The organism is Actinoplanes sp. NPDC048988 (assembly GCF_043197815.1).
Classification (GTDB): Bacteria; Actinomycetota; Actinomycetes; order Mycobacteriales; family Micromonosporaceae; genus Actinoplanes.
Genome location: NZ_JBICTW010000001.1, coordinates 1,095,907 through 1,116,629 on the forward strand (window position 1 = coordinate 1,095,907; position 20,723 = coordinate 1,116,629).

Genomic DNA, 20,723 nt, shown 5'->3' on the forward strand with positions numbered 1-20,723 from the left:
CCACGGTCGTGGCGTCGGCCGGCGACGGCACCACCGTCGTGGCGTCCACCGGCGGCTTGCCGACGACGCGCGGCATCACCGTTGTCGCGTCGGCCGGCATCGGCTTCGGGGTGGGCACGACTGTGGTGGCGTCGTTGGCGGGGGCCGGCCGGCCCCTGCGCGCGGCGGCGACGTCGGCCGCGGTGAAACCAGCGTGCCCGGCCCGGGTCGTCCGCGGCGGTGTGCCATTCGGGGGCTCGGGGCGCACGGCGTTGGGACGCGCCGCGTCGGGGGCCGGTCCCCGACGCGTACTCAAGAAAGCGGTCTTGTCGTCTCGCACCGGGGGACCGTCGACGCGGGTGGCGTCGAGGCGCGGCTTGTCGGTCTTGGGCGGATCGGTACGGGGCGGCTTGGCCGGGCGGTCGACACGAGTCGGCGTCTCGGCGGCCGGACGGCCCACAGTGGCCTTGCCCGGGGTGAAGATCGGCGGCCGGCCGTCGCCGGCCGCCGGACGGCCACTCACCACAGGAGGCTGCGGGGGCGGGTTGGTCGGGCGGACCGGCGGGCGGGGACCGGGCACGACGGGCGTGGTACCCGTGTTGGGCAGGCCGGTGCGGTCGCGGCCGACACCCGGGCGGCGCATGGTCGGGCTCATCGGGAACGTCAGCTTGCCGCGACGACCGGCGGCGCGCAGCAGCAGGCGCTCCGCTTCCTCGGCGTTGATGCGGTGTGCGGGGTCCTTACGCAGAAGACCATTGAGTACGGGCTTGAGCGGACCGGCGTTACGGGCCGGCGGCGGGTTCTCGGTCGCGAGAGCGGCCAGAGTCGCGATCGCCGACGGACGGGCGAACGGGGACGCGCCCTCGACCGCTGCGTACAGCGTCGCGCCGAGCGACCAGAGGTCGGCGGCGGGACCGGCCGAGCCGTCACGGGCCCGCTCCGGAGCGATGTACGCCGGCGAGCCGAGCACCAGACCCGTACGCGTGACATTGGGGTCGCCCGGCACGGTGGCCAGCCCGAAGTCGGTGAGCACGACGCGGCCGTCGGCGCCGATCAGAACGTTGCCCGGCTTGACGTCGCGGTGCACGACCCCGGCCCGGTGGGCGGCGCGCAGAGCGTTGAGAACACCAAGGCCCATTTCCGCGGCCCGTACGGCGTTGAAGGGACCTTCGGCGGCCAAGGTGTCCTGGAGCGAGCGCGAGGGCACGTACTCCATGACGATCCACGGGTCGGCATCGGTCCGCAGCACGTCGAACACACGGACCACGTTGATGTTGTTGAGCCGGGCGATCGCGCGCGCCTCGCGCAGCGACCGCTCACGCATCTCCTGCCGCTCGCCGGGCGTCAGACCGGGCGGCGGGACGAGCTCTTTGATGGCCACGTCCCGGTGCAGGACGACGTCTGTCGCCCGCCAGACGCGGCCCATGCCGCCCTGACCGAGCGGCGCGACGAGCCGGTAACGGTCTGCGACGATGAGCGGGGGCGAGGAAGACATCACGGAGAAAATACCCGGTCCTGTCGAGCCACAGCGAATCGATCAGCCGAGTGTGGGATACGTGTCACCGGATCTCCCTGGTCACGTCGTACGCTCGGTCGATGGATAAGGAACCGCTGGTCAGCGTCGTGCGCGGCGAACCGACCGATCTTGAGCTGGCCGCGCTGGTCACGGTACTGGCCGCGGCATCGGGCGCAGTGGATGGGGAGCCCCCGCGGATCACCTCGTCGGAGTGGACCCGCTCCGCACGCCCGTCGATGCGTCCCGCCTCCTGGCGCGCCTCCGCCCTGCCCCGCTAGATCATCGCCGGCCACTGTCCACAGCCACCCCCGAGGCTGGCGGCAACCGACTACTCTCACCCTCGCTGGTCCGGTTTTGTTCCGATCTTCGGGGGAGGATGGCGATGATTCCTGAGGAGGACCTCGGCCCCGCGTGGCTGCGCGACTACGGCACCACCGACTTCGGCCAGATCGAGGCCGACATCAGGGCGATGGAGCAGTTCGCGGCCAAGCTCGCCGCCAACGTCAAGGACAGCTACGCCCCCCATCTTGAGAGCGTGTCCGCCTCGATGGGCACCCCGCTGGCGCCCCTGCACGTCTCCTTCGCCGAGCTGGCCTCGTTCCTGACGGCCCACCGCGAGGCGCAGGACGTGACCCACCAGAACGTCTACAACTACGCGAACGGCACGCAGGGCTTCGCCTCGGCCGCCGCCGACATCAGCAAGAAGTACGCGGGCTCCGACGCCTTCTCCCACGCCAAGGTCAGCGACGTCGACAAGGCCTTCGACAAGTACGGCATACCCGAGACCACAACCGTCGAGGGAGACCTCTGATGCTGGCAGCAGACGGCGGAGGCGGCACCAACTGGTACGCCATGACCATCCCCGACATGCAGAACCTGATCCAGCAGCCCGACACGGCAAAGCACTACGAGCTGCTGACCGGCTGGAAACAGTCAGCCGACCTGATCACCGAACACCGCTGGCAGGTCCAGAACTACCGCGACAACTTGGCCGCCGTGTGGCCCCCGGAAAAGAACGAGGCCGCCCGCGCCTACTTGACCCGCCTGGACGAGCTGATCCAAAACCTGGACGAGACGTACGAGGCAGCCCTGGCCAACCACGACGCCTTCGCCTCAGCCACCTTGTCGATCAGCCTGGCCCAAAAAGACATCCAGGCCATCCACGACGAGTACATGGCCAACGCCCAGCTCTTGACCACTTTCAACACCGAGCAGCTGCAGGCCCAAAAAGCAGACCCAGACCGCACCCCCACCGAAAAGCCCCCCGTACCAGACGGCCACCAGGAGCAGCTACGCCAAAAGGCCGCCGCCCTACTAAGCACCGTAAGCAGCGATTTGGCTCTCGCCCAGGTCAGCATAAGAACCCCAAGGCCTTATCAGCCGAAGTTCACTGATGACGCTTCCCAGATCAATGATGGCTCTACCTATGTGGCGCCGCCAATCCCGCCTATCACGCCGAGCTTCGCTGCTGACAGTGCAAGCGGAGCATCCTCCAGGCGGCCGGAAATCACTTTTCCAAGCAACACCCCGCCCACGGGTACGCCGCCCTTAAGTAGCCAGCCCGGCATCGGTGCAGCGCTTCCCGGAATAGGTGGTCCGCAGCCAGGCCTTGGCGCAACACAACCCGGGCTCATCCTCGGCGGAACTACTCCGACAGCTGCCGCTCCATTGGGACCGCCTTCTATCGGACTGACGCCGACACCCGGCGTTCCGGGTGCCGCGCCGGGGCTCGGGTCGAATCCGGTCCTGTTTCCCCCGCTTGGAACGCTGCCAACGGGCGGGACTCCCTCTACTCAACCACCAGTCTCTGGATTGGGTCGCGGAGTAAGCACACCTCAAGAGGGTCTGGTCCGCGCGATTGGCCCGAACTCCGGAGGACTTCACGCCATGCCACCCGGCGGAATGATCGGCGCGGTTCCCGGCGGAGGGCTGGGTCAGCCTGGGACAGCACGACCTGGAGTTAGCCGCGTAAACCCCGTCGGTGGAGTAATTGGTGGTGGCGGACCTTCTGCCAAAGCAGGCATGCATGGAATTACAGGGCTAGAACATGCCGGCGGCAGCGCTATGCCCTACGGGCAAGGCGGACAGCGGCGCTCAGGCCGAACGGACAGCACCGACGGAACGCGCTGGGATCCCGATAACCCTTGGCAGACACCTGAAGGCGTCGACCCTGTGGTGGAGCCGTCGCGAGAACGACGGATCGATCCTGGGCCGGCGATCGGACTCTAAGTAATGCAACGCAAAAGTTTAGCAGCCGCCTCCGCGTTTCTTCTTGCAGGCATCGTAGTTATTCCCTCTAGCCCAGCAAGGGCCGACAGTTTCCGCAGTGACCAATGGCACTTGAGCGCTCTCAAAGTAGCCGACGCGCAAAACATTACAAAGGGCGCAGGGGTCAAAGTAGCAGTTGTCGACACCGGCACTTACCCGCATCCAGACCTAAAGGGCAACCTCCTTACGGGAAAGACCTTCGTGTCGGGGGAGAGCGGAAACGGTCAGAACGACCGAGCCGGCCATGGCACCGAGATGGCCGCGCTGGTAGCGGCCCACGGCCGCGGAGAAAATGGTGTCCTTGGCCTTGCTCCATCTGCTAAAATTATTCCCATAAAGATATCCAACTCGAAAAATGTGGCTCCGGCAAACGAGATGGCGGAGGGCATGAATTGGGCGATAGCGCAGGGCGCAGGCGTCATCAGCATATCGGCAGCGATTGGCCCTTCTTTTAAGGTTCAGGATGCAACGGCGAAAGCTATGGACGAGAACATCGTTGTGGTTGCATCCGTAGGTAACAGTTCTACGTCCACCATCGTAGGATTCCCGGCAGCGATGGACGGCGTTCTCGCGGTCGGGTCCGTAGGACGAAACGGTAAGTACTCTTCCACGTCACTTAAGACAGCTAAGGTGACAATCTGCGCTCCCGGTATCGATATAACGACCGCAGAGCCGAAAACTAGATATGCTGATATCGGAGGCACATCGCCCGCAACGGCCATTGTCTCTGGCGCTGCTGCGCTTGTTCGGGCTAAGTTCCCTCGGCTTTCCGCTGAAGAGGTAGTTCATCGACTCACCGCCACGGCTGACGATATTGGCCCTCCCGGACGGGACAATGAGTGCGGTTTCGGGCGGCTCAACCTTATTAAGGCGCTTACAGCCGATGTGATACCGCTTAATGCTGGCGCCTCAACAGCTCCAACCCCGGCTGTACCCACCGCCGCAGCGACGAGTCCTGTGGCCACTTCCGCTGCCGTCAGGACCGCCCAAAAGGAGGACTCGGAGGGTGGGAGTGGGCGTGGGCTCCTCTACGGCGGGATTGCTGCCGTGGTGGGGCTTGGGGGTGTTTTGGGCTTTGTGCTCCTTCGGCGGCGGCGTGAGGGTGTGTAGGTCTGCGGGGGAAACGCCGTCGTGTGTGCTGCTTTTGCGGGTGTTTGACTTGTAGCCTCGGGGCGTGCAGAAGGAACAGGACCTTGCGTATCGGCTGATTTTGGCGTCGGCCAGTCCGGCTCGGCGGCAGCTGCTTGCCGCGGCTGGGATTGACGCTGAAGTGATGGTCAGTGGTGTTGATGAGTCCGTGGTGGAGGCTGAGGACGCGTCTTCGCTGTGTCTTGCGCTTGCCCGTATGAAGGCTCGGACCATCGCCGCCCAGCTCAACGCCGACCCGGGGGTTGTCGTGCTCGGGTGTGACTCTGTTCTGGCCTTTGACGGGGAAATCTTCGGCAAGCCGGCCAACGCCGAGGAAGCGACCAAACGGTGGCTTCGCATGCGGGGCAAGTCCGGTGTTCTGCACACCGGGCATCACCTGACCAGCCTGGTCAGCGGGAAGCAGGCCGAGGCCGTCGGGACCACCACCGTGCACTTCGCCGATATCAGTGACGCGGAGATCGAGGCCTACGTCGCGAGCGGGGAGCCGCTGCACGTGGCCGGGTCCTTCACCCTCGACGGGCGCGGCGGAGCCTTCGTCGACCGGATTGAAGGGGACCCGGGTAACGTCATCGGGCTTTCGCTTCCGCTGCTCCGCACGCTCCTCGCCGAGATGGGTGTGCCGATCATCGAGTTGTGGAGCAAGGACTAGCTAGCGGACGCTTCGGGCGAATTCCCGGGCCGCCCACGCCACCGCGGCCACCGCCAGCACCGCCATGATGAGCAGGCCCTGCCACACGTCCGGCGCGCCCAGGTCGCCCCGGAACAGGGCCCTTGTGCCGTTCACCGCCCACGAGAACGGGTTCCAGTCGGCTATCCCCTGCAGCCAACCCGGCGCGAACGTCAACGGGAGCAGGATGCCGCTGAGCAGCAGCACCGGCTGGGCCACCGTGTTCATCAGCGGCGCCAGCGCGTCCTCGCTCTTCACCACCAGCGCCACGCCGTAGCTGAGCGCCGAGGTCATCAGCGAGATCAGGGCCAGCATCAGGTACGCCAGGAGCAGGTTGCCCAGGAACACGCGCAGGTCGAAGACGAGTGCGAGCAGGGTGATGATCACTGCTTGGGCGATCAGCGAGACCACGTCGCGCAGCGACCGGCCCAGCAGCAGGGCCAGGCGGCTCACCGGGGTCACCCGGGACCGTTCGATCACGCCCGCGCGCAGTTCGGCGATCAGGCCGAAGCCCTGGAACAGGCCGCCGAAGATGGCCAGCAGGACCAGCAGACCGGGGACGAAGATTTGGTACGCCTCGGCGTTGGAGCCCACCTGCAGGGCCGGCTTCAGCAGGGGCGCGAACAGCAGCAGGTACATGACCGGCTGAAAGACGCCCACGAAGATCCAGACCGGGTTGCGCAGGAGGAGCTGCATCTGCCGGTTGAAGATCAGTGAGGTGTCGCGCAGCAGCTTCATGTCAGTTCTCCCGCAGCGATCGGCCGGTCTTGGTCAGGAACACGTCGTCGAGGCTGGGCCGGTGCAGCTCGATCGTGCCGAGCGGAACCGACGCGGCGTCGAGGGCGCGCAGGATCTGTGGGATCGCCACGGCGCCGTCCTCCACGTACAGGCGCACGTTGTCCTCGTACGTCTCAAGCTTGTAGGAGGTCAAGGCCTGCGCCGCGGCCGCCACCGCGTCCACCGGCAGGCCGACCCGGACCACATCGCCGGAGATCTCCCGCTTGAGGTCGGCGGGCGTGCCCGAGGCGACGATCTCGCCGTTGTCCATGATGGAGATCCGGTCGCAGAGCGCGTCGGCCTCGTCGAGGTAGTGGGTCGTGATGAAGACGGTCATGCCCTCCGCGCGCAGCCGTCGGATCTCGTCCCACATGTGGGCCCGGCTCTGCGGGTCCAGGCCGGTGGTCGGCTCGTCCAGGAAGACGACCTTGGGCTCGTGGATGATGCCGAGCGCGATGTCGACGCGCCGGCGCTGGCCGCCCGAGTACGTCTTGCACTTCCGGTCGGCGTACTCACTCAGTTGGAAGCCGTCGAGCACCCGCTCGGCCCGCTGCTGGGCCTCCGCCTTGCCGATGCCGTAGAGCCGGGCCTGAAGCACCAGCTCTTCCCGGGCCGTCGAGTCGTCCCAGGTGCTGCCGCCCTGGGCGACGTATCCGATGCGGCGGCGCACCTCGCCCGGGTCGGTGCGCAGGTCGGCCCCGGCGATCGTCGCGGTGCCGCCGTCGGGCTCGATGAGGGTGGCGAGCATCCGCAGGGTGGTGGTCTTGCCGGCCCCGTTCGGGCCGAGGAAGCCGAAGATCTCGCCCGCGGCGACCTCCAGGTCGACGCCGCGGACGGCTTCGACGGTCTTTTTGTCGCGCCCCTGGCGCGAGGTGAACGACTTGCGCAACCCGCGAGTCTCTATCATGCGGGAAGCGTACGACCGTCAAGTTTTAGTAGTCAAATTTGATCAGTGATGCGTTTGGCGGTTCGTTCGCACCAGGCGATCTCCGCTTCCAAGATGACGGCGCTGCGCTCCCACATCCAGCTCACGTACTCCGGCTTGTTGTCCGCCCACTCGGCCTTCATCGCCGCGTCCAGCTGCTGAGCCGCCGCCGTCAGCTGGGTCGCCCGGCTGCGCAGGGCCGCCGCCGTCTCCTCCGGCGGAAGCGCCGGCAGGAACGAGAAGGCCGCCATGAACGGGTCGGTCGTCGGCGCCACGTTCCACCACTCCTTGCGCAGCAGCGCCTGGAACTCGGCCGCGCCCTTGTCGGTGATCTCGTACGTGGTCCGGGCCGGACGGGCGCCCACCTGCTCCGTCGCCACCTCGCGGAGCAGGTCTTCCTCGCTCAACTTGCGCAGGGCGTGGTAGATCGAACCGGGCTGGACGTTGGCCCACTTGTCGGCGTTCCAGCTCAGCAGCTCGCGGCGGACGTCGTAGCCGTGCACGGGCTGCATCCACTGGACCAGGCCGAGAATCATCATGCGCGTAGCGGACACCCTGTCAGCATAAAAGTGCCGCTAGGCTCACCTCGTGCGCAAGGTATTGATCGCCAACCGCGGCGAGATCGCCGTCCGGGTCATCCGGGCCTGCCAGGACGCCGGGCTGACCAGCGTCGCCGTCTACGCCGACAGTGACCGGGACGGATTACCGGCCCGGCTCGCCGACGAGGCGTACGCGCTGGGCGGAGAGACCGCCGCCGATACCTATCTGCGCATCGACAAGCTGATCGAGATCGCGCAACGGGCCGGCGCCGACGCCGTGCACCCGGGGTACGGCTTCCTCAGCGAGAACGCCGATTTCGCCCAGGCCGTGATCGACGCCGGGCTGACCTGGGTCGGCCCCACCCCGCAGGCGATCCGCGACCTGGGCGACAAGGTCACCGCCCGGCACATCGCGCAGCGGGCGGGCGCCCCGCTCGTGCCGGGCACGGCCGAGCCGGTGGCGGACGCCGACGAGATCATCGCGTTCGCCCGGGAGCACGGCCTGCCGGTGGCGATCAAGGCGGCGTTCGGCGGTGGCGGGCGCGGGCTCAAGGTGGCCCGCACGATGGAGGAGATCCCGTCGCTGTTCGAGAGCGCGACCCGCGAGGCGGTGGCGGCCTTCGGGCGCGGCGAGTGCTTCGTCGAGCGCTACCTCGACCGGCCCCGCCACGTGGAGGCGCAGGTCCTGGCCGACACTCACGGCAACGTGATCGTGGTCGGCACGCGGGACTGCTCGCTTCAGCGCCGCCACCAGAAGCTGGTCGAGGAGGCACCGGCGCCGTTCCTGAGCGACGAGCAGCGCGCCTCGATCCACTCCAGCGCCAAGGCGATCTGCCGGGAGGCCGGCTATCACGGCGCCGGCACGGTCGAATATCTCGTGGGCCAGGACGGGACGATCTCGTTCCTCGAGGTGAACACCCGCCTTCAGGTGGAGCACCCGGTCAGTGAGGAGACCGCCGGGCTCGACCTCGTGCGCCAACAGTTCCGTATCGCTGATGGCGCCACTTTGGACATTTCCGAGGACCCGGTGCCCCGCGGGCACTCGATCGAGTTCCGGATCAACGGCGAGGACCCGGGCCGCAACTTCCTGCCGGCGCCCGGCCAGGTCGCCGAGCTCGCGTGGCCGCTCGGCCCCGGCGTCCGCGTGGACGCGGGCGTCGAGAAGGGCAGCGTGGTCGGCGGCAACTTCGACTCGCTCCTGGCGAAGATCATCGTGACCGGCGCGACCCGCGAGGAGGCGCTGGAGCGCTCGCGGCGGGTGCTCGACGAAACGGTGGTCGAGGGCATCGCCACGGTGCTGCCGTTCCACCGGGCCGTGGTGCGCGACCCGGCCTTCACGAGCGAGCCGTTCACCGTGCACACCCGCTGGATCGAGACCGAGTGGGCCGGCGGCGTCGAGCCCTTCACCACCCCGGCCATGGGCGACGAGCCCGAGGCGCGCGAGACAGTCGTGGTCGAGGTCGGCGGCAAGCGGCTCGAGGTCCGGCTGCCGTCGCAGCTCCTGACCAGCCGCCCGGCCGGGCCGAAGGCGCCGGCGGCCAGGAAGACCAGAAGTGGCGCGACCGCCCAGGCGGGTGGGGCCGCGGCCCTGACCGCGCCGATGCAGGGGACGATCGTCAAGGTCGCGGTGGCCGACGGCGACACGGTCTCCGAGGGCGACGTGATCGTCGTGGTCGAGGCCATGAAGATGGAGCAGCCCCTTCAGGCCCACAAGGCGGGCACCGTGTCGGGGCTGTCCCTCGCGGTCGGCGAGACGGTCACGGCCGGCACTGTCGTCTGCACCATCGACTGACCGAGGCTCAGCGAGCGGTCACGATCCAATAACGAAGCTTTTCGTCGATCGGCACGGCGGCGACACCGCCGTTGCGCTCGATCGTGCGCCGGGACGCCACATTGTCGACGTCGCAGGTGACGAGTACCCGGTCGAGGCCGAGCGACGCCGCGATGGGCAGCGCGGCGGCCAGCATCGCGGTGGCGTGGCCCTGGCGGCGCGCCGACGGGCGTACGTCATAACCGATATGCCCGTTCCGCTGGCCGGCAACCCCGGGCGCCAGGCGCTGGCGGATGTTGAGCCGGCCCAGGTAGTCGACGCCCTCGACCCACCAGAGCACGGTGGTCGGCACGAACGAGGCCGGGCGGGGCGTCGCCTCGAGCGCCTGCGCCCGCAACGCGTCGACGAAGCTGCGGAAACCCGCCGGCTGTGACCACGTGGCCGACCAGACCCGCAGGTCACTACCGATGTTGCTGTGGTCGCCGGGCGAGCCTCGGCCCTCCGCCTCGTACTCGGCCATGGCCTCCAAAAAGGACTTCTGGACGTCGTAGACGGGAGCTGCGAGAACCGGCATCTGCCCAGGGTAGGCAAGCCCAGCACGGGGAGGCCCAGCGTGGGGAGGCCCAGCATAGGGAAGCCCAGCGTGGGGAGGCCCAGCGTGGGCAAGGAGACGGGCCGCCGGTACGGGACCTACCGACGGCCCGCCGGCCGGCACACCGAGAACGGGGGACCCGGAGTTCCGGCCACCTCACGGTACGCCCGAGGGGGCTCAGCGGAAAACTTGCCCGGTGACAAATAGGACAAGACGCGGTGGCGGGAGGAAAAACCGCGAGCGCCGGGGAGATCGAGACAATACCGTGTCAGGCATCACCGCCGACCGGCCCTGATCAGGAGCATCCTGAAACACAGCACATTCTCAGGTGCCTCCCCGGACAATTCCCGAGAGGCCCCTAACACCCCGTGAGGTAAAGGACCCATGACCGAACTGTTGACCATGATGGCAACACCGGCGTGGGCGTACCTTGCTCTCTTCGGCTTCCTCGCGGTCGACGCGATGATTCCGGTGGTCCCGATCCAGGCGATCATGATCACATCCGGCGCGCTGACTGTCTACGGAAATCTCAATCTCGCGCTGGTGATCGCCATCGGCGCGCTCGGCATGTTCACCGGCGACTCGATCGCCTTCAGTCTCGGCCGGTCCAGCAGCCTCGGCCGGTCCAGCGCCGACCTCGGCTCGGGCCGGCTGGCCGCGCTGCGCGCCCGCTACGGGCCCAAGCACGACGACGAGGCCAAAGAGGAGTCCAAGACCCGCCGCGCGGCCGAGCGTTTCACTCGCGGCCTGCGCCGGCCCGGCCCGCTCGTGCTGCTGCTCTGCCGGTTCGTGCCGGGCGGCCGGATGGCGGCCGGTTTCCACGCCGGCCGCCGGGGCTACCCGATCAAGCTGTTCATCCTGTACGACGGCCTGGCCGCGCTGGCCTGGGGCTCGTACGGCGGGCTGGTCGGCCACGTCGGCGGCACGGCCATCACCCAGTCGGCCTGGCGCCTGTTCGCGGTCGCCGCCACCGCCGCCGTGGTCTTCGGCACGGCGGGGTGGATCCTGGCCATCTTCGGCGGCCGCAAAGACGCCGAGGAAACCGTTACTGCAGCTCGTGAAGCATCAGCTGACGGGCCGCTTCCGCAATCGAGCCCGACAGCGACGGGTAGATAGTGATCGTGTGGGCCAGTTGGTCCACTGTCAGGTTGTTCTCCACCGCCATCGTGATCGGCAGGATCAGCTCGCTCGCCTTGGGCGCCACCACCACGCCGCCGACGATCTGACCGGTGGCCGGGCGGCAGAACAGCTTGACGAATCCGTCGGTCAGGTCGGCCATCTTGGCCCGGGCGTTGCCGGTCAGCGGCAGCATCACCTGGCGGGCGGGAACCCGGCCGGCGTCCACGTCGTTCTGGCTGACGCCGACGGTGGCCAGTTCGGGGTCGGTGAAGGCGTTCGCGGCCACGGTACGCAGGCGCAGCGGGGCGACGGCCTCGCCCATCGCGTGCCAGATGGCGATGCGGCCCTGCATGGCGGCCACGCTGGCCAGCGCGAGCACGCCGGTGCAGTCGCCGGCCGCGTAGACGCCGGGCACGTTGGTGCGCGACACCCGGTCGACCGTCACGTAGCCCCCGTCGCCGACCTGGACCCCGTACTCCTCAAGCCCGAGATCGGCCGTGTTGGGAACCGCGCCGACCGCGATGAGCGCGTGTGATCCCTCGATGACCTTGCCATCACCCAGCGTGACCTTCACGCCGTCACCGGTGTTCTCCACCGAACGGCCGCGGGCCTGGCTGAGAATGGTCATCCCGCGCTCGCGGAAGACCCGCTCGATCGCCATCGCGGCGTCGGCGTCCTCGTGCGGCATGACCCGCTCGCGGCTGGAGACCAGGGTGACCTTGACCCCCATGGCCAGGTACGCGCTGGCGAACTCGGCGCCGGTCACACCGGAGCCGATGACGATCAGGTGGGACGGCAGCTCGGTGAGGTCGTAGAGCTGGCGCCAGTCGAGGATCCGCTCGCCGTCGGGCCTGGCGGTCGGCAGCACGCGGGGCGTCGCACCCGTTGCCAGCAGCACCGTTGTGGCATCGACGGCATATTCGAGACCGTCGTGCGGGGTGATCAGCACCTGGTGGGTGTGGCCGAGGGTGTCCTCGCCGAGCCGCGCCCGGCCGTGCACCACGTCGACGCCCGCCTTGATCAGCTTGGCCTGGATGTCGCTCGACTGGGCCAGCGCCAGCCGCTTGACCCGCTCGTTGACCGCGGCCGCGTCGACCGTGACCCCGTCCAGGCCGGCCGAGCGGATCCCGAACCGCTCGTTGTGCCGATAGCCGGTCATCACCTCGGAACTGGCGATGAAGGTCTTGCTCGGCACACAGTCGGTGAGCACGCAGGCACCGCCCGGGCCGTCCGCCTCGACGAGGGTGACGTCCGCGTCGAGCTGGGCCGCCACCAACGCGGCCTCATACCCACCCGGTCCCCCACCGATGATCACGATCCGACTCACGACGCTTCCCTCCACGCTGCCAATGTGCCGACACGCACTCCTTGTATTCTCCACCACCGCCCGATCGGGCTATCGTCATCGCCGTGCGTCATTACGCCGCGTATGGCTCGAACCTCGACCCCGCCCGCATGCGGGCCTACTGTCCGCACTCGCCCATGGTGGGCGTGGGGTGGATAGAAGGCTGGCGCCTGACCTTCGCCGGTGAGGGGGAATTAGGCTGGGAGGGGGCGGTCACCACGATCGTCGAGTCGCCCGGCGACCGGGTCTTCGTCTCGCTCTACGACGTCCACCCCTGGGACGCCGCGCAGCTCGACGAGGTCGAGGGCGTGACCGCCGAGGCGTATCAAAAGGTCACCGTGCGTGTTTCGACGCTCGAGGGTGAGTTCAGCGCCTGGGTGTACGTGTTCGCCGGTTACGAGGGCGGCCTGCCGACCGCGTGGTATCTCTCCGAGATCGCCAACGCGGCCGAGAAGGCCGGCGCCCCCGACGACTACGTCGCCGAGCTTCGGCAGCGGCCCACCAGCACGCCGCCGCCGGAAGCTAAATGACCTTGCGGTAGACGTTCGCCTCGTACAGCGGCTTCATGCCGACGGCGAGATAGAGGCGCGCGGCCTGGGTCGGATTGGCCAGGTCGACGCCCAGTCCCGCCTTGGCGTAACCCTTGCGCGCGTACACGGCGAAGGCATGGCGCAGCAGCGTCTCTCCCAGACCCCGCTTGCGGTACGAGGAGAGCACTCCGAGCCTTTTCACCCAGCCCTCGTCGTGCGCGTCGCCGCTGTCGGCCGACGACTCCAGCGCGCCCACGACCCGGCCGTCGACCTCGGCCACGAACCACTCGTCGTACACGTGCACCGGCTCCTCGTCGAGGATCTTGCGCCACGCGTCGTAGTCGGCCGTCCGGTGGTCGGAGTCGAGGAACGCCTCGCTGATCACGCTGTGCACGGCGCGCATGTCGGCGTCGTCGTCCGGGCGGACCAGGCGGACGATGACGCCCTCGGGCGGCTCGGGCGCGGTGTGCGGCACCCCGTCGAGCGACATCTGCATGCGGGCGTGCTGCTTGAGGAACGTGAAGCCGTGGTCGAGCAGCGCCTGGATGTAGGGCTCCTCGGTCGGCACGGCGCCGGCTCGCACCTCGTACGGGCTGTGGCCGAACTCGACCGCCCGCTCGGCCGCCCGGGCCAGGATGATCTCGAGCAGCGGCACCATGGCCGGCCGGCCGAGCTCGGGCCAGACGTAGACCTCGACGAAGTCGCGGTCGATACCGGCCGCGTTCACCGGGAAGGCCCAGCCGACGACCTTGCCGCCCGGGTCGAGCGCGAGCCAGACGTCGCGGGCCATGTCGGTGTTCGGCTCGGTGAGCGACTCGCGCACCTCCTCGGCGCTGAAGTCGGGGTAGCCGAGGGCGGCGATGTCGCTGGCGTGCACGAGCTCGAGGATCGCGGGCACGTCGTCGAGGGTGGGCCGGCGCAGGCTCCAGCCGTCGGGAAGCTCGGTCATCGGAGCATCCGACCACGAGGCGCCCGCGGCGGGCCATCGAATTACGTCACGGGGCGAGGCGGTGCCGCAGCGACTCCAGCAGGCCGATGAGCTCGACCCGCTCGGCGAGGTCGAGCGACGCGTAGGCCTGGCCGGCCATCGCGTCGGCCACCGAGTCGGCCCACATGAGCCGGCGCACGATCGGGCCGGCCGGCGGGTAGGGCGGCTGCCAGCCGAACGCGACGGCGCCGGTCTCCCCCTCGGGCCCGGCGATGATCGCCTGGAGCGGGGTGAGCCCGCTGGCCCGCACGGCCACCAGGTGCACGCCGAGCCGGTGCTCGTGCAGCAGGTGCAGCAGCACCGCGGCCTGGGCGCCGGCGCTCTGTTCGGGCACCGGCATGGCTCGCCAGGCGGCGAACAGCGGCAACCCGGCGTAGTCGACGGCGCTCACCACCCGGTGGGTCAGCTCGTGCAGCCGTCCGAGCCGGGGGAAGCCACCGAGCTGCTCGGCGCCCCAGGTGCAGAGCTCGTGCAGGTGCCAGGTGGCCACCTCCATGGGCGCGGAGGTCTTGGCGGTCGCCTCCCAGCCGTCGATGACGGCCTCGGGCGCGATGAAGCCGATGGCGGCGGCGACGGTCTCCGGGCGGACGTCACCGAGCGCGCCGGCGCGCGCCGATACGTGGTAGGCCCAGCCGGAAAGGCCGAGCAGGCGGGCCCGGCGAAGTGTCTGCGGCGACTCGGCAAAGGCGCCCACGATGGTGGCGAGTCCCGTTTTGGCAGTGGCGGCAGCCTGTTCGGGGGTCACCCGCCCGATTCTGCTCTCCTCGGACCGTTTCGGAAAATAATCTTCCCGCTTGGGGCGGCCAAACGGATCAATCCGACTCGTCAGCTTCAAGATCCTCCAAGGCGGCCTGGACGTCGCCGACCTCGCGCCGGGCCGCCGCGGCGGCCCGTTCGGCGTCGCGACGAGCCTGCTTGCGGCGGGCGACCTCGGCCTGCGCTTCGGTACGCCGGCGTTCCAGTTCCGCCAGCTCGGCGTCCAGGTCCTCCACGACGTGACCAGCGTCACGTTCCGCGCCCTCGGCCTTCTCGAGCTGCTCGTCGGCCCGGCGCTCGGCCGACTGGGCCGTGCCCAACCGTCGGCGGAGCTCCCGCTTGCGCTGCTCCCGCTCACGGCGGCGGCGCTCCTCGGCCGCCCGCTCCCGCGCCGACGGCTGCGGAAGCTCGATGACCTCGGCCTCGTCGTCGTCCTCGTCCGGCACGTCGGTGACCAGACGGAGGCGGGGGCGGGGCACCTCGCCGAAGCCGGCGTAGGTGGCGGCCCGGATCAACCGGCCGGTACGCACCTGGGCCGCGACCTCCGGCTCGGCCATGGCCGCCGTCAGCGTGGCCTCCACCTCGCCCAGCGGCAGCTTGAGGCCCGGCTCCTCGGCCCGGGCCAGCTTGCCGGCCGCGTTGACCAGAGCCGACACCACCTGCCGGCGCTGGGCGGTCAACTCCCGCAGCGCGTCGCCGTCCAGGCCCCGCTGGGCCTCGCGCAGCGCGGTGGCCAGGTCGGCCAGTTCCTCGACCAGCTCCGGGCGGCGCAGCGCGAGCAGGTTGACCACCCACGCGGCCACTGTCGGCTTCTTGAGCGCGGCCAGCCGCTTGGCGGTGGCCTTGTCCCCGGCCTTGCGGGCGTCCTCGACCGCGGCCGTGCGGGCCGCCACGAAGCCTTCCGGCGGCGCCTCGTACAACCGCTGGATCAGTTCCTCGGTGGCTGTGCTCATGTAAGTCAGTCGATGACCGTGCCGGGTGCCACGTGCGCCCACGCCGTGCCGGACAGCCTCTCCGAGAGGCCGCCGTAGATCTTCCGGCCGTTCGCGTTGAGCAGACCGTCGTGCAGCGCGAACGCCCGTCCGGGCCGGACGGCCCGGATGAAGTCGATCGACTCCGACGCCCTCATCCACGGAGCATTGATCGGCGCGAACAGCGTGTCCACCGTCGTGTCCACCGGCACGGTGAACGAGTCACCCGGGTGGTAGAGGTTCGTGTTCGCGTCGGCGACCAGATAGGCCAGGTTGACGATCCGCGGGATGTCCGGGTGGATCACCGCGTGCTGCCCGCCGTGGGCCGTGACCTGATAGCCGGCGACCTCCAGACGCTGACCCGGCTCGACCGCGACCGTCTCGCCCCGGAAGCTGGTCAGCGTCGCCAGCACCGCGGGGTGGGCGTAGATCCGCGACACCGACGCGATGGTCTCGTGATCGACGTGGTCGGGATGCTCGTGGGTGATCAGTACCGCGTCCGCCCCGTCGACCGCGGACCGCTCGCTGAAGTTGCCCGGGTCGATGACGAGGACGCCCTCGCCCTCGACGCGAAGGCAGGAATGCCCGAACTTGGTGATGCGCATGGGACCCTCCGTCGCCGCCGATTCGTGACCAGTCTGCCGGAACCGTGAAGGCGGTGCCGCACGTCCCAAACCCACATCTCTAGCGGGGACAGGGAGACACACTATGCGTGCTATCCGTAACCGGAAGACATATCTCGCGGCGACCGTCCTGATCACCGGCCTTCTGGTCGCCGGATGCAGCGCCGATTCCAGCGATTCGCAGAGCACCAGCGGCGCCGCCCAGGCTCCGGCGGCGGCGCCCAACCAGGCGCCGGACCAGGCCAAGGGAGAGGCCGCGCCGGCCCAGGGCCAGGACACCACCGCGCAGGCGCCCGACCTGCGCGTCGAGCAACGCTCGATCATTTACCGAGGGTCTCTTTCGGTACGGGTGAAGGACGTCAACGCCGCCGCCGGGCAGGCCACCGGCATCGCCACCACGGCCGGCGGCTTCGTCGGCGGCGACAACCGCACCAGCGGCTCGGGCGCCGGCAGCGCCACCCTCGAGCTGCGCATCCCGGCCGCCAAGTTCGGTCAGGTCGTCGACCAGCTGGCCAAGCTCGGCGACGAGGAGCAGCGCCAGATCAGCACCGAGGACGTCACCGAGGCGGTCGTCGACCTGGACGCGCGGATCGCCGTGCAGCAGGCCCGGGTGGACAGCGGCCGCAAGCTGCTGGCTCAGGCCAAGTCGCTGGACGACCTGGTCATGCTGGAGCGCGAGGTGGCCACCCGCGAGTCCGACCTGGCGTCGTTGCAGGCCAAGAAGCGCAACCTGGCCGACCTGACCGCGCTCTCCACGATCACCGTCACCTTCCTCGACCCGGACGCCGACCCGGTGGCCGGAGCCGACGACGACCCGCCGGGCTTTCTGGCCGGGCTCGGCGCCGGGTGGGACGCGCTGCTGGCGTCGCTGAGGGTGCTACTGACCGTGCTCGGCGCCCTGCTGCCGTGGGTGATCGCCATCGGCCTGCCGGCGTGGGCTGTCCTGTACGCGGTCCGGCGGCTGCGGCGCCGGCCGACCGGGCCGGCGTCCGCGGCGTTGGCAACCCCGGCCCCGGCGCCGGCCGAAAAAGACTGACGGCTCCGGCTCAGAACGCGCCGGTCGCCAGGGCGGCGAGGGCGGTGTGGGCCATGACGCGGATGCCGTAGCCGATGCAGTTCTCGTCCACGTCGAAGTCGCCCTGGTGCAGGTCGTGCTTCTCGTCCGAGCCGGGGCGGGCGGTGCCGAGCCGGATCATCGCGCCCGGCACGTGGTCGAGGTAGAAGGCGAAGTCCTCGCCACCCATGCTGATCTCGGCCTCGACCACCCGGTCGGCGCCGAGAGCGGCGCCGGCCGCCCCGGCGATCACGGCCGCCGCCATCCGGTCGTTGATCACCGGCGGAACGCCGCGGTGATAACCCACCTCGACGTGGGCCCCGGTCGGCGCCACCACGTCCTGGATCAGCTGGGTGATCAGCTCGGGGGCCTGGCGCCAGGCGTCCCGGTTGAGGATGCGCACCGTGCCGCGGGCCTCGCCGACGCCGGGGATGGCGTTGGGCGCCTCGCCCGCGTGCACCGAGCCCCACACCATGGACACTCCGGCCCGCGGGTCGATGCGGCGGCTCAGCAGCGACGGCACGTCGACGATGATCCGGCCGAGCGCGTGCACCAGGTCGGCCGTGAGGTGCGGCCGGGCGGTGTGCCCGCCGGGGCCGGTGACCTTGACGTCGATCATGTCGGCGGCCGCGGTGAACGGGCCCGAGCGGACGCCGACCAGGCCGGCCGGCAGCTGCGGGTAGCAGTGCAGGGCGTAGATCGCGGCCACGTCCTTGAGGCCACCGGCGGCGATCACGTGCGGCGCGCCGGAGGGCACCGACTCCTCGGCCGGCTGGAAGATCAGCCGGACCCGGCCGGGCAGCTGGCCGCGCTCGTCGAGCTGGGCGAGGGCCAGGCCGAGGCCGAGCATGACGGTGGTGTGCACGTCGTGGCCGCAGGCGTGGGCCACGTTGGGCACTGTCGAGCGGTACGGCACGTCCTTGAGGTCCTGCAACGGCAGCGCGTCGAGATCGGCCCGGAACGCGATCACCCGGTCGCCCTGGCCGATGTCGCAGATGACGCCGTTGCGGTCGGGCAGCAGCTGGGGCGAGAGGCCGGCCACGGCCAGCTCGCGGGCGACCAGCGCCGCCGTCTCGAACTCGCGATAGGAGGGTTCGGGGTGGGCGTGAATGTGCCGTCGAATCGCTACGAGCTCCGCGCCGCGGGAGGCGAGCCAGCGGTCGAGCTGGCCGGGCAGGGGCTCGGCACCGGGCAACGGCCCGGGCCACTCCGTCTGGGCCCCTTCGGGCTCCGTCAGAGCAGTAGTCACGTCGGCTTCCGTATCACTAGTGAAGTTTTTGCCGGGTTTTTATGACGCGCGACAGCTTAGACCGTTTTACGTAACGCTGTGCAACGCCTTTCCCGCACACGCCTACAAACGGTTACGGACCGTTGAGGTGACGCGGTTCAACGGCTGCGACCCGACGATTCAGCCCGGATCACGGGATGAGAGCCGTCAGAAGCGCTCGACGGGGCGGTAGACCCCCCACACGCCGCGCAAGGTGTGGCATACCTCGCCCACTGTGGCACGAAGACGCAACGCCTCTTTCATCAACGGTAGGACGTTGTCGTTCCCACCGGCGGCCTTCGCCAAATCCGCCAGGGCTGTCTCGACCGCCACACTGTCGCGTTCCGCCCGCAGCGTGGCCAGCCGGGCCACCTGGGCCGCCTCGATCGCCGGGTCGACCCGCAGCGGCTCGTACCGCTCCTCGGTGTCGGCGACGAACCGGTTGACGCCCACCACCACCCGCTCGCCGTTGTCGATCTCGTTGGCGATGCGGTACGCCGACGTCTCGATCTCCTGTTTCTGGAAGCCCTGCTCGATCGCGTCCACCGCGGACCCGTACGAGAAGACCCGGTCGATCAGCTCGGTGGCCTGTTTCTCCACCTCGTCGGTGAGCGCCTCGATGGCGTACGAGCCGGCGAACGGGTCGACCGTGCCGGTCAGTCCGCTCTCGTAGGCCAGCACCTGCTGGGTGCGCAGGGCGAGCCGGGCCGATTTCTCGGTCGGCAGGGCGATGGCCTCGTCGTACGCGTTGGTGTGCAGCGACTGGGTGCCGCCGGCGACCGCGCCGAGCGCCTGGATCGCCACCCGCACGAGGTTGACCTCGGGCTGCTGGGCGGTGAGCTGCACACCGGCCGTCTGCGTGTGGAATCGCAGCATCAGCGATTTCGGGTCCTTGGCGCCGAACTCGTCGCGCATGATCCGGGCCCACATGCGGCGGGCGGCCCGGAACTTGGCGATCTCCTCGAGCAGGGTGGTGCGGGCGACGAAGAAGAACGACAGCCGAGGCGCGAAATCGTCGACGGCCAGGCCGGCGGCGAGCGCCGCCCGGACGTACTCCATGCCGTTGGCGAGGGTGAAAGCGATCTCCTGAGCGGGCGACGCGCCGGCCTCGGCCATGTGATAGCCGGAGATCGAGATCGTGTTCCACTTCGGGATCTCTTTACGGCAGTACGCGAAAGTGTCGGCGACCAGCCGCAACGAGGGTTTCGGCGGGAAAATGTACGTGCCGCGGGCGATGTACTCCTTGAGGATGTCGTTCTGGATCGTGCCCTGCAGGGCCGAACCTTCGACGCCCTGCTCCTCGGCGACCAGTTGATAAAGGAGCAACAGCACCGAGCCCGGCGCGTTGATCGTCATCGAGGTGGACACCTGGTCGAGCGGGATCTTGTCGAAGAGCCGCCGCATGTCGTCGATGGAGTCGATCGCCACCCCGACCTTGCCGACCTCGCCGTGCGCGATCGGCTCGTCCGAGTCGTAACCCATCTGGGTGGGCAGGTCGAAGGCCACCGACAGGCCCATGGTGCCGGCCGCGAGCAGCTGGTGGTAGCGCGCGTTCGACTCGGCCGCGGTGCCGAAGCCCGCGTACTGCCGCATGGTCCAGGGGCGCTTGGTGTACATCGTGGGATAGACACCCCGCGTGTACGGAAACTCGCCGGGCTCGCCGATCGGAGCGTCGCCGACGTCGCCCGGACGGTAAACCGGCTTGATCTCGAATCCCGACTCCGCGTTCACACCGGTGATCCTAAGGCTTCGTTCAATGCGAACGAGTGAGGACTTTTGCACTCAGCGTCCGAATCCGTCCACCGAATGCGATTTCCCCGTCACCTACCGTCGAGTTCAGGTAAACACGAGCCCCGCGACTTTCAATTAGGGGTGCGAACCCGGCAA

General features: G+C 69.2%; 20 protein-coding genes and 1 pseudogene. 9 read left to right on the forward strand and 12 right to left on the reverse strand.

The window, feature by feature from the left end; translation table 11 throughout:
* Window positions 1-214: 214 nt before the first annotated feature.
* Window positions 215-1,474 (reverse strand): annotated as a pseudogene (locus tag ACGFJ7_RS04860) (serine/threonine-protein kinase); the annotation flags it as partial.
* 101 nt (window positions 1,475-1,575) lie between these two features.
* On the opposite strand from ACGFJ7_RS04860, the gene ACGFJ7_RS04865 reads away from it, so the two are divergent.
* The 5 genes from ACGFJ7_RS04865 to ACGFJ7_RS04885 all read left to right on the forward strand — a co-directional run bounded on the left by ACGFJ7_RS04865 (window position 1,576) and on the right by ACGFJ7_RS04885 (window position 5,561).
* On the forward strand, window positions 1,576-1,773 hold the full coding sequence (locus ACGFJ7_RS04865; RefSeq protein WP_360246577.1) for an acyl-CoA carboxylase epsilon subunit: 198 nt from the start codon (window positions 1,576-1,578) through the stop codon (window positions 1,771-1,773).
* Between the two features lie 104 nt (window positions 1,774-1,877).
* The gene (locus ACGFJ7_RS04870) at window positions 1,878-2,306 is read left to right on the forward strand and encodes a hypothetical protein (RefSeq protein ID WP_360246579.1); all 429 of its coding nucleotides are present in this window, start codon (window positions 1,878-1,880) and stop codon (window positions 2,304-2,306) included.
* The gene (locus tag ACGFJ7_RS04875) at window positions 2,306-3,724 is read left to right on the forward strand and encodes a hypothetical protein (RefSeq protein ID WP_392640933.1); all 1,419 of its coding nucleotides are present in this window, start codon (window positions 2,306-2,308) and stop codon (window positions 3,722-3,724) included. Before ACGFJ7_RS04870 ends, ACGFJ7_RS04875 begins: the two co-directional genes overlap by 1 nt.
* 111 nt (window positions 3,725-3,835) lie before the next feature.
* A complete protein-coding gene (locus tag ACGFJ7_RS04880) occupies window positions 3,836-4,873 on the forward strand; it encodes a S8 family serine peptidase (RefSeq protein ID WP_392640935.1) in 1,038 nt (345 codons plus the stop codon).
* Between the two features lie 64 nt (window positions 4,874-4,937).
* Entirely contained in the window at window positions 4,938-5,561 is a 624-nt protein-coding gene (locus ACGFJ7_RS04885; protein ID WP_392640937.1) for a Maf family protein, read from the forward strand.
* Here the strand turns inward: ACGFJ7_RS04885 and ACGFJ7_RS04890 are convergent, their stop codons facing one another.
* The 3 genes from ACGFJ7_RS04890 to ACGFJ7_RS04900 are packed head-to-tail and all read right to left on the reverse strand — an operon-like array spanning window position 5,562 to window position 7,835.
* Entirely contained in the window at window positions 5,562-6,317 is a 756-nt protein-coding gene (locus ACGFJ7_RS04890; protein WP_392640938.1) for an ABC transporter permease, read from the reverse strand.
* A 1-nt stretch (window position 6,318) separates the two neighbouring features.
* Window positions 6,319-7,263: an ATP-binding cassette domain-containing protein gene (locus tag ACGFJ7_RS04895; RefSeq protein ID WP_392640940.1), complete on the reverse strand. Its 945-nt coding sequence runs from the start codon at window positions 7,261-7,263 to the stop codon at window positions 6,319-6,321.
* Window positions 7,264-7,295: 32 nt separating this feature from the next.
* On the reverse strand, window positions 7,296-7,835 hold the full coding sequence (locus ACGFJ7_RS04900; protein WP_360246591.1) for a PadR family transcriptional regulator: 540 nt from the start codon (window positions 7,833-7,835) through the stop codon (window positions 7,296-7,298).
* A 34-nt stretch (window positions 7,836-7,869) separates the two neighbouring features.
* On the opposite strand from ACGFJ7_RS04900, the gene ACGFJ7_RS04905 reads away from it, so the two are divergent.
* The gene (locus ACGFJ7_RS04905; protein WP_392640942.1) at window positions 7,870-9,612 is read left to right on the forward strand and encodes an acetyl/propionyl/methylcrotonyl-CoA carboxylase subunit alpha; all 1,743 of its coding nucleotides are present in this window, start codon (window positions 7,870-7,872) and stop codon (window positions 9,610-9,612) included.
* 7 nt (window positions 9,613-9,619) lie between these two features.
* Here ACGFJ7_RS04905 and ACGFJ7_RS04910 read toward each other — a convergent pair whose 3' ends face one another.
* The gene (locus tag ACGFJ7_RS04910) at window positions 9,620-10,165 is read right to left on the reverse strand and encodes a GNAT family N-acetyltransferase (protein ID WP_392640944.1); all 546 of its coding nucleotides are present in this window, start codon (window positions 10,163-10,165) and stop codon (window positions 9,620-9,622) included.
* 402 nt (window positions 10,166-10,567) lie between these two features.
* On the opposite strand from ACGFJ7_RS04910, the gene ACGFJ7_RS04915 reads away from it, so the two are divergent.
* Window positions 10,568-11,299: a DedA family protein gene (locus ACGFJ7_RS04915; protein ID WP_360246597.1), complete on the forward strand. Its 732-nt coding sequence runs from the start codon at window positions 10,568-10,570 to the stop codon at window positions 11,297-11,299.
* Here the strand turns inward: ACGFJ7_RS04915 and ACGFJ7_RS04920 are convergent.
* On the reverse strand, window positions 11,229-12,629 hold the full coding sequence (locus ACGFJ7_RS04920; RefSeq protein ID WP_360246599.1) for an NAD(P)H-quinone dehydrogenase: 1,401 nt from the start codon (window positions 12,627-12,629) through the stop codon (window positions 11,229-11,231). The genes ACGFJ7_RS04915 and ACGFJ7_RS04920 overlap by 71 nt on opposite strands.
* An 83-nt stretch (window positions 12,630-12,712) precedes the next feature.
* On the opposite strand from ACGFJ7_RS04920, the gene ACGFJ7_RS04925 reads away from it, so the two are divergent.
* On the forward strand, window positions 12,713-13,177 hold the full coding sequence (locus tag ACGFJ7_RS04925) for a gamma-glutamylcyclotransferase family protein (RefSeq protein ID WP_360246601.1): 465 nt from the start codon (window positions 12,713-12,715) through the stop codon (window positions 13,175-13,177).
* On the opposite strand, the gene ACGFJ7_RS04930 is transcribed toward ACGFJ7_RS04925, so the two are convergent.
* From ACGFJ7_RS04930 to ACGFJ7_RS04945, 4 genes are all read right to left on the reverse strand, one after another.
* A complete protein-coding gene (locus ACGFJ7_RS04930; RefSeq protein WP_360246603.1) occupies window positions 13,170-14,126 on the reverse strand; it encodes a GNAT family N-acetyltransferase in 957 nt (318 codons plus the stop codon). The two genes, ACGFJ7_RS04925 and ACGFJ7_RS04930, sit on opposite strands and share 8 nt — an antisense overlap.
* Before the next feature lie 46 nt (window positions 14,127-14,172).
* Window positions 14,173-14,910, reverse strand: a complete 738-nt coding sequence (locus ACGFJ7_RS04935) for a hypothetical protein (RefSeq protein ID WP_360246605.1) — start codon at window positions 14,908-14,910, stop codon at window positions 14,173-14,175.
* 67 nt (window positions 14,911-14,977) lie between these two features.
* Window positions 14,978-15,874 (reverse strand): hypothetical protein, encoded by an 897-nt coding sequence (locus ACGFJ7_RS04940; protein ID WP_360246607.1) that lies wholly within the window; start codon window positions 15,872-15,874, stop codon window positions 14,978-14,980.
* A 5-nt stretch (window positions 15,875-15,879) separates the two neighbouring features.
* Window positions 15,880-16,497 carry an MBL fold metallo-hydrolase gene (locus tag ACGFJ7_RS04945; protein ID WP_392640947.1) on the reverse strand — a complete coding sequence of 206 codons (618 nt, stop codon included), beginning with the start codon at window positions 16,495-16,497 and terminating at the stop codon, window positions 15,880-15,882.
* Window positions 16,498-16,600: 103 nt separating this feature from the next.
* Here ACGFJ7_RS04945 and ACGFJ7_RS04950 point away from each other — a divergent pair, with 103 nt between their 5' ends.
* Window positions 16,601-17,551 (forward strand): DUF4349 domain-containing protein, encoded by a 951-nt coding sequence (locus tag ACGFJ7_RS04950; protein WP_360246611.1) that lies wholly within the window; start codon window positions 16,601-16,603, stop codon window positions 17,549-17,551.
* 10 nt (window positions 17,552-17,561) lie between these two features.
* Here the strand turns inward: ACGFJ7_RS04950 and ACGFJ7_RS04955 are convergent, their stop codons facing one another.
* Window positions 17,562-18,818 carry an amidohydrolase gene (locus ACGFJ7_RS04955; protein WP_360246613.1) on the reverse strand — a complete coding sequence of 419 codons (1,257 nt, stop codon included), beginning with the start codon at window positions 18,816-18,818 and terminating at the stop codon, window positions 17,562-17,564.
* A 186-nt stretch (window positions 18,819-19,004) separates the two neighbouring features.
* Window positions 19,005-20,567, reverse strand: a complete 1,563-nt coding sequence (locus ACGFJ7_RS04960; protein ID WP_360246615.1) for a methylmalonyl-CoA mutase family protein — start codon at window positions 20,565-20,567, stop codon at window positions 19,005-19,007.
* Window positions 20,568-20,723 lie beyond the last annotated feature (156 nt).

What these genes read in the sequence shown, in the direction of transcription:
- ACGFJ7_RS04940 (WP_360246607.1), bottom strand. Translation starts at nt 15,874, where the DNA reads ATGAGCACAGCCACCGAGGAACTGATCCAGCGGTTGTACGAGGCGCCG.
- ACGFJ7_RS04950 (WP_360246611.1), top strand. Translation starts at nt 16,601, where the DNA reads ATGCGTGCTATCCGTAACCGGAAGACATATCTCGCGGCGACCGTCCTG.
- ACGFJ7_RS04945 (WP_392640947.1), bottom strand. Translation starts at nt 16,497, where the DNA reads ATGCGCATCACCAAGTTCGGGCATTCCTGCCTTCGCGTCGAGGGCGAG.
- ACGFJ7_RS04910 (WP_392640944.1), bottom strand. Translation starts at nt 10,165, where the DNA reads ATGCCGGTTCTCGCAGCTCCCGTCTACGACGTCCAGAAGTCCTTTTTG.
- ACGFJ7_RS04875 (WP_392640933.1), top strand. Translation starts at nt 2,306, where the DNA reads ATGCTGGCAGCAGACGGCGGAGGCGGCACCAACTGGTACGCCATGACC.
- ACGFJ7_RS04865 (WP_360246577.1), top strand. Translation starts at nt 1,576, where the DNA reads ATGGATAAGGAACCGCTGGTCAGCGTCGTGCGCGGCGAACCGACCGAT.
- ACGFJ7_RS04890 (WP_392640938.1), bottom strand. Translation starts at nt 6,317, where the DNA reads ATGAAGCTGCTGCGCGACACCTCACTGATCTTCAACCGGCAGATGCAG.
- ACGFJ7_RS04930 (WP_360246603.1), bottom strand. Translation starts at nt 14,126, where the DNA reads ATGACCGAGCTTCCCGACGGCTGGAGCCTGCGCCGGCCCACCCTCGAC.
- ACGFJ7_RS04895 (WP_392640940.1), bottom strand. Translation starts at nt 7,263, where the DNA reads ATGATAGAGACTCGCGGGTTGCGCAAGTCGTTCACCTCGCGCCAGGGG.
- ACGFJ7_RS04870 (WP_360246579.1), top strand. Translation starts at nt 1,878, where the DNA reads ATGATTCCTGAGGAGGACCTCGGCCCCGCGTGGCTGCGCGACTACGGC.
- ACGFJ7_RS04915 (WP_360246597.1), top strand. Translation starts at nt 10,568, where the DNA reads ATGACCGAACTGTTGACCATGATGGCAACACCGGCGTGGGCGTACCTT.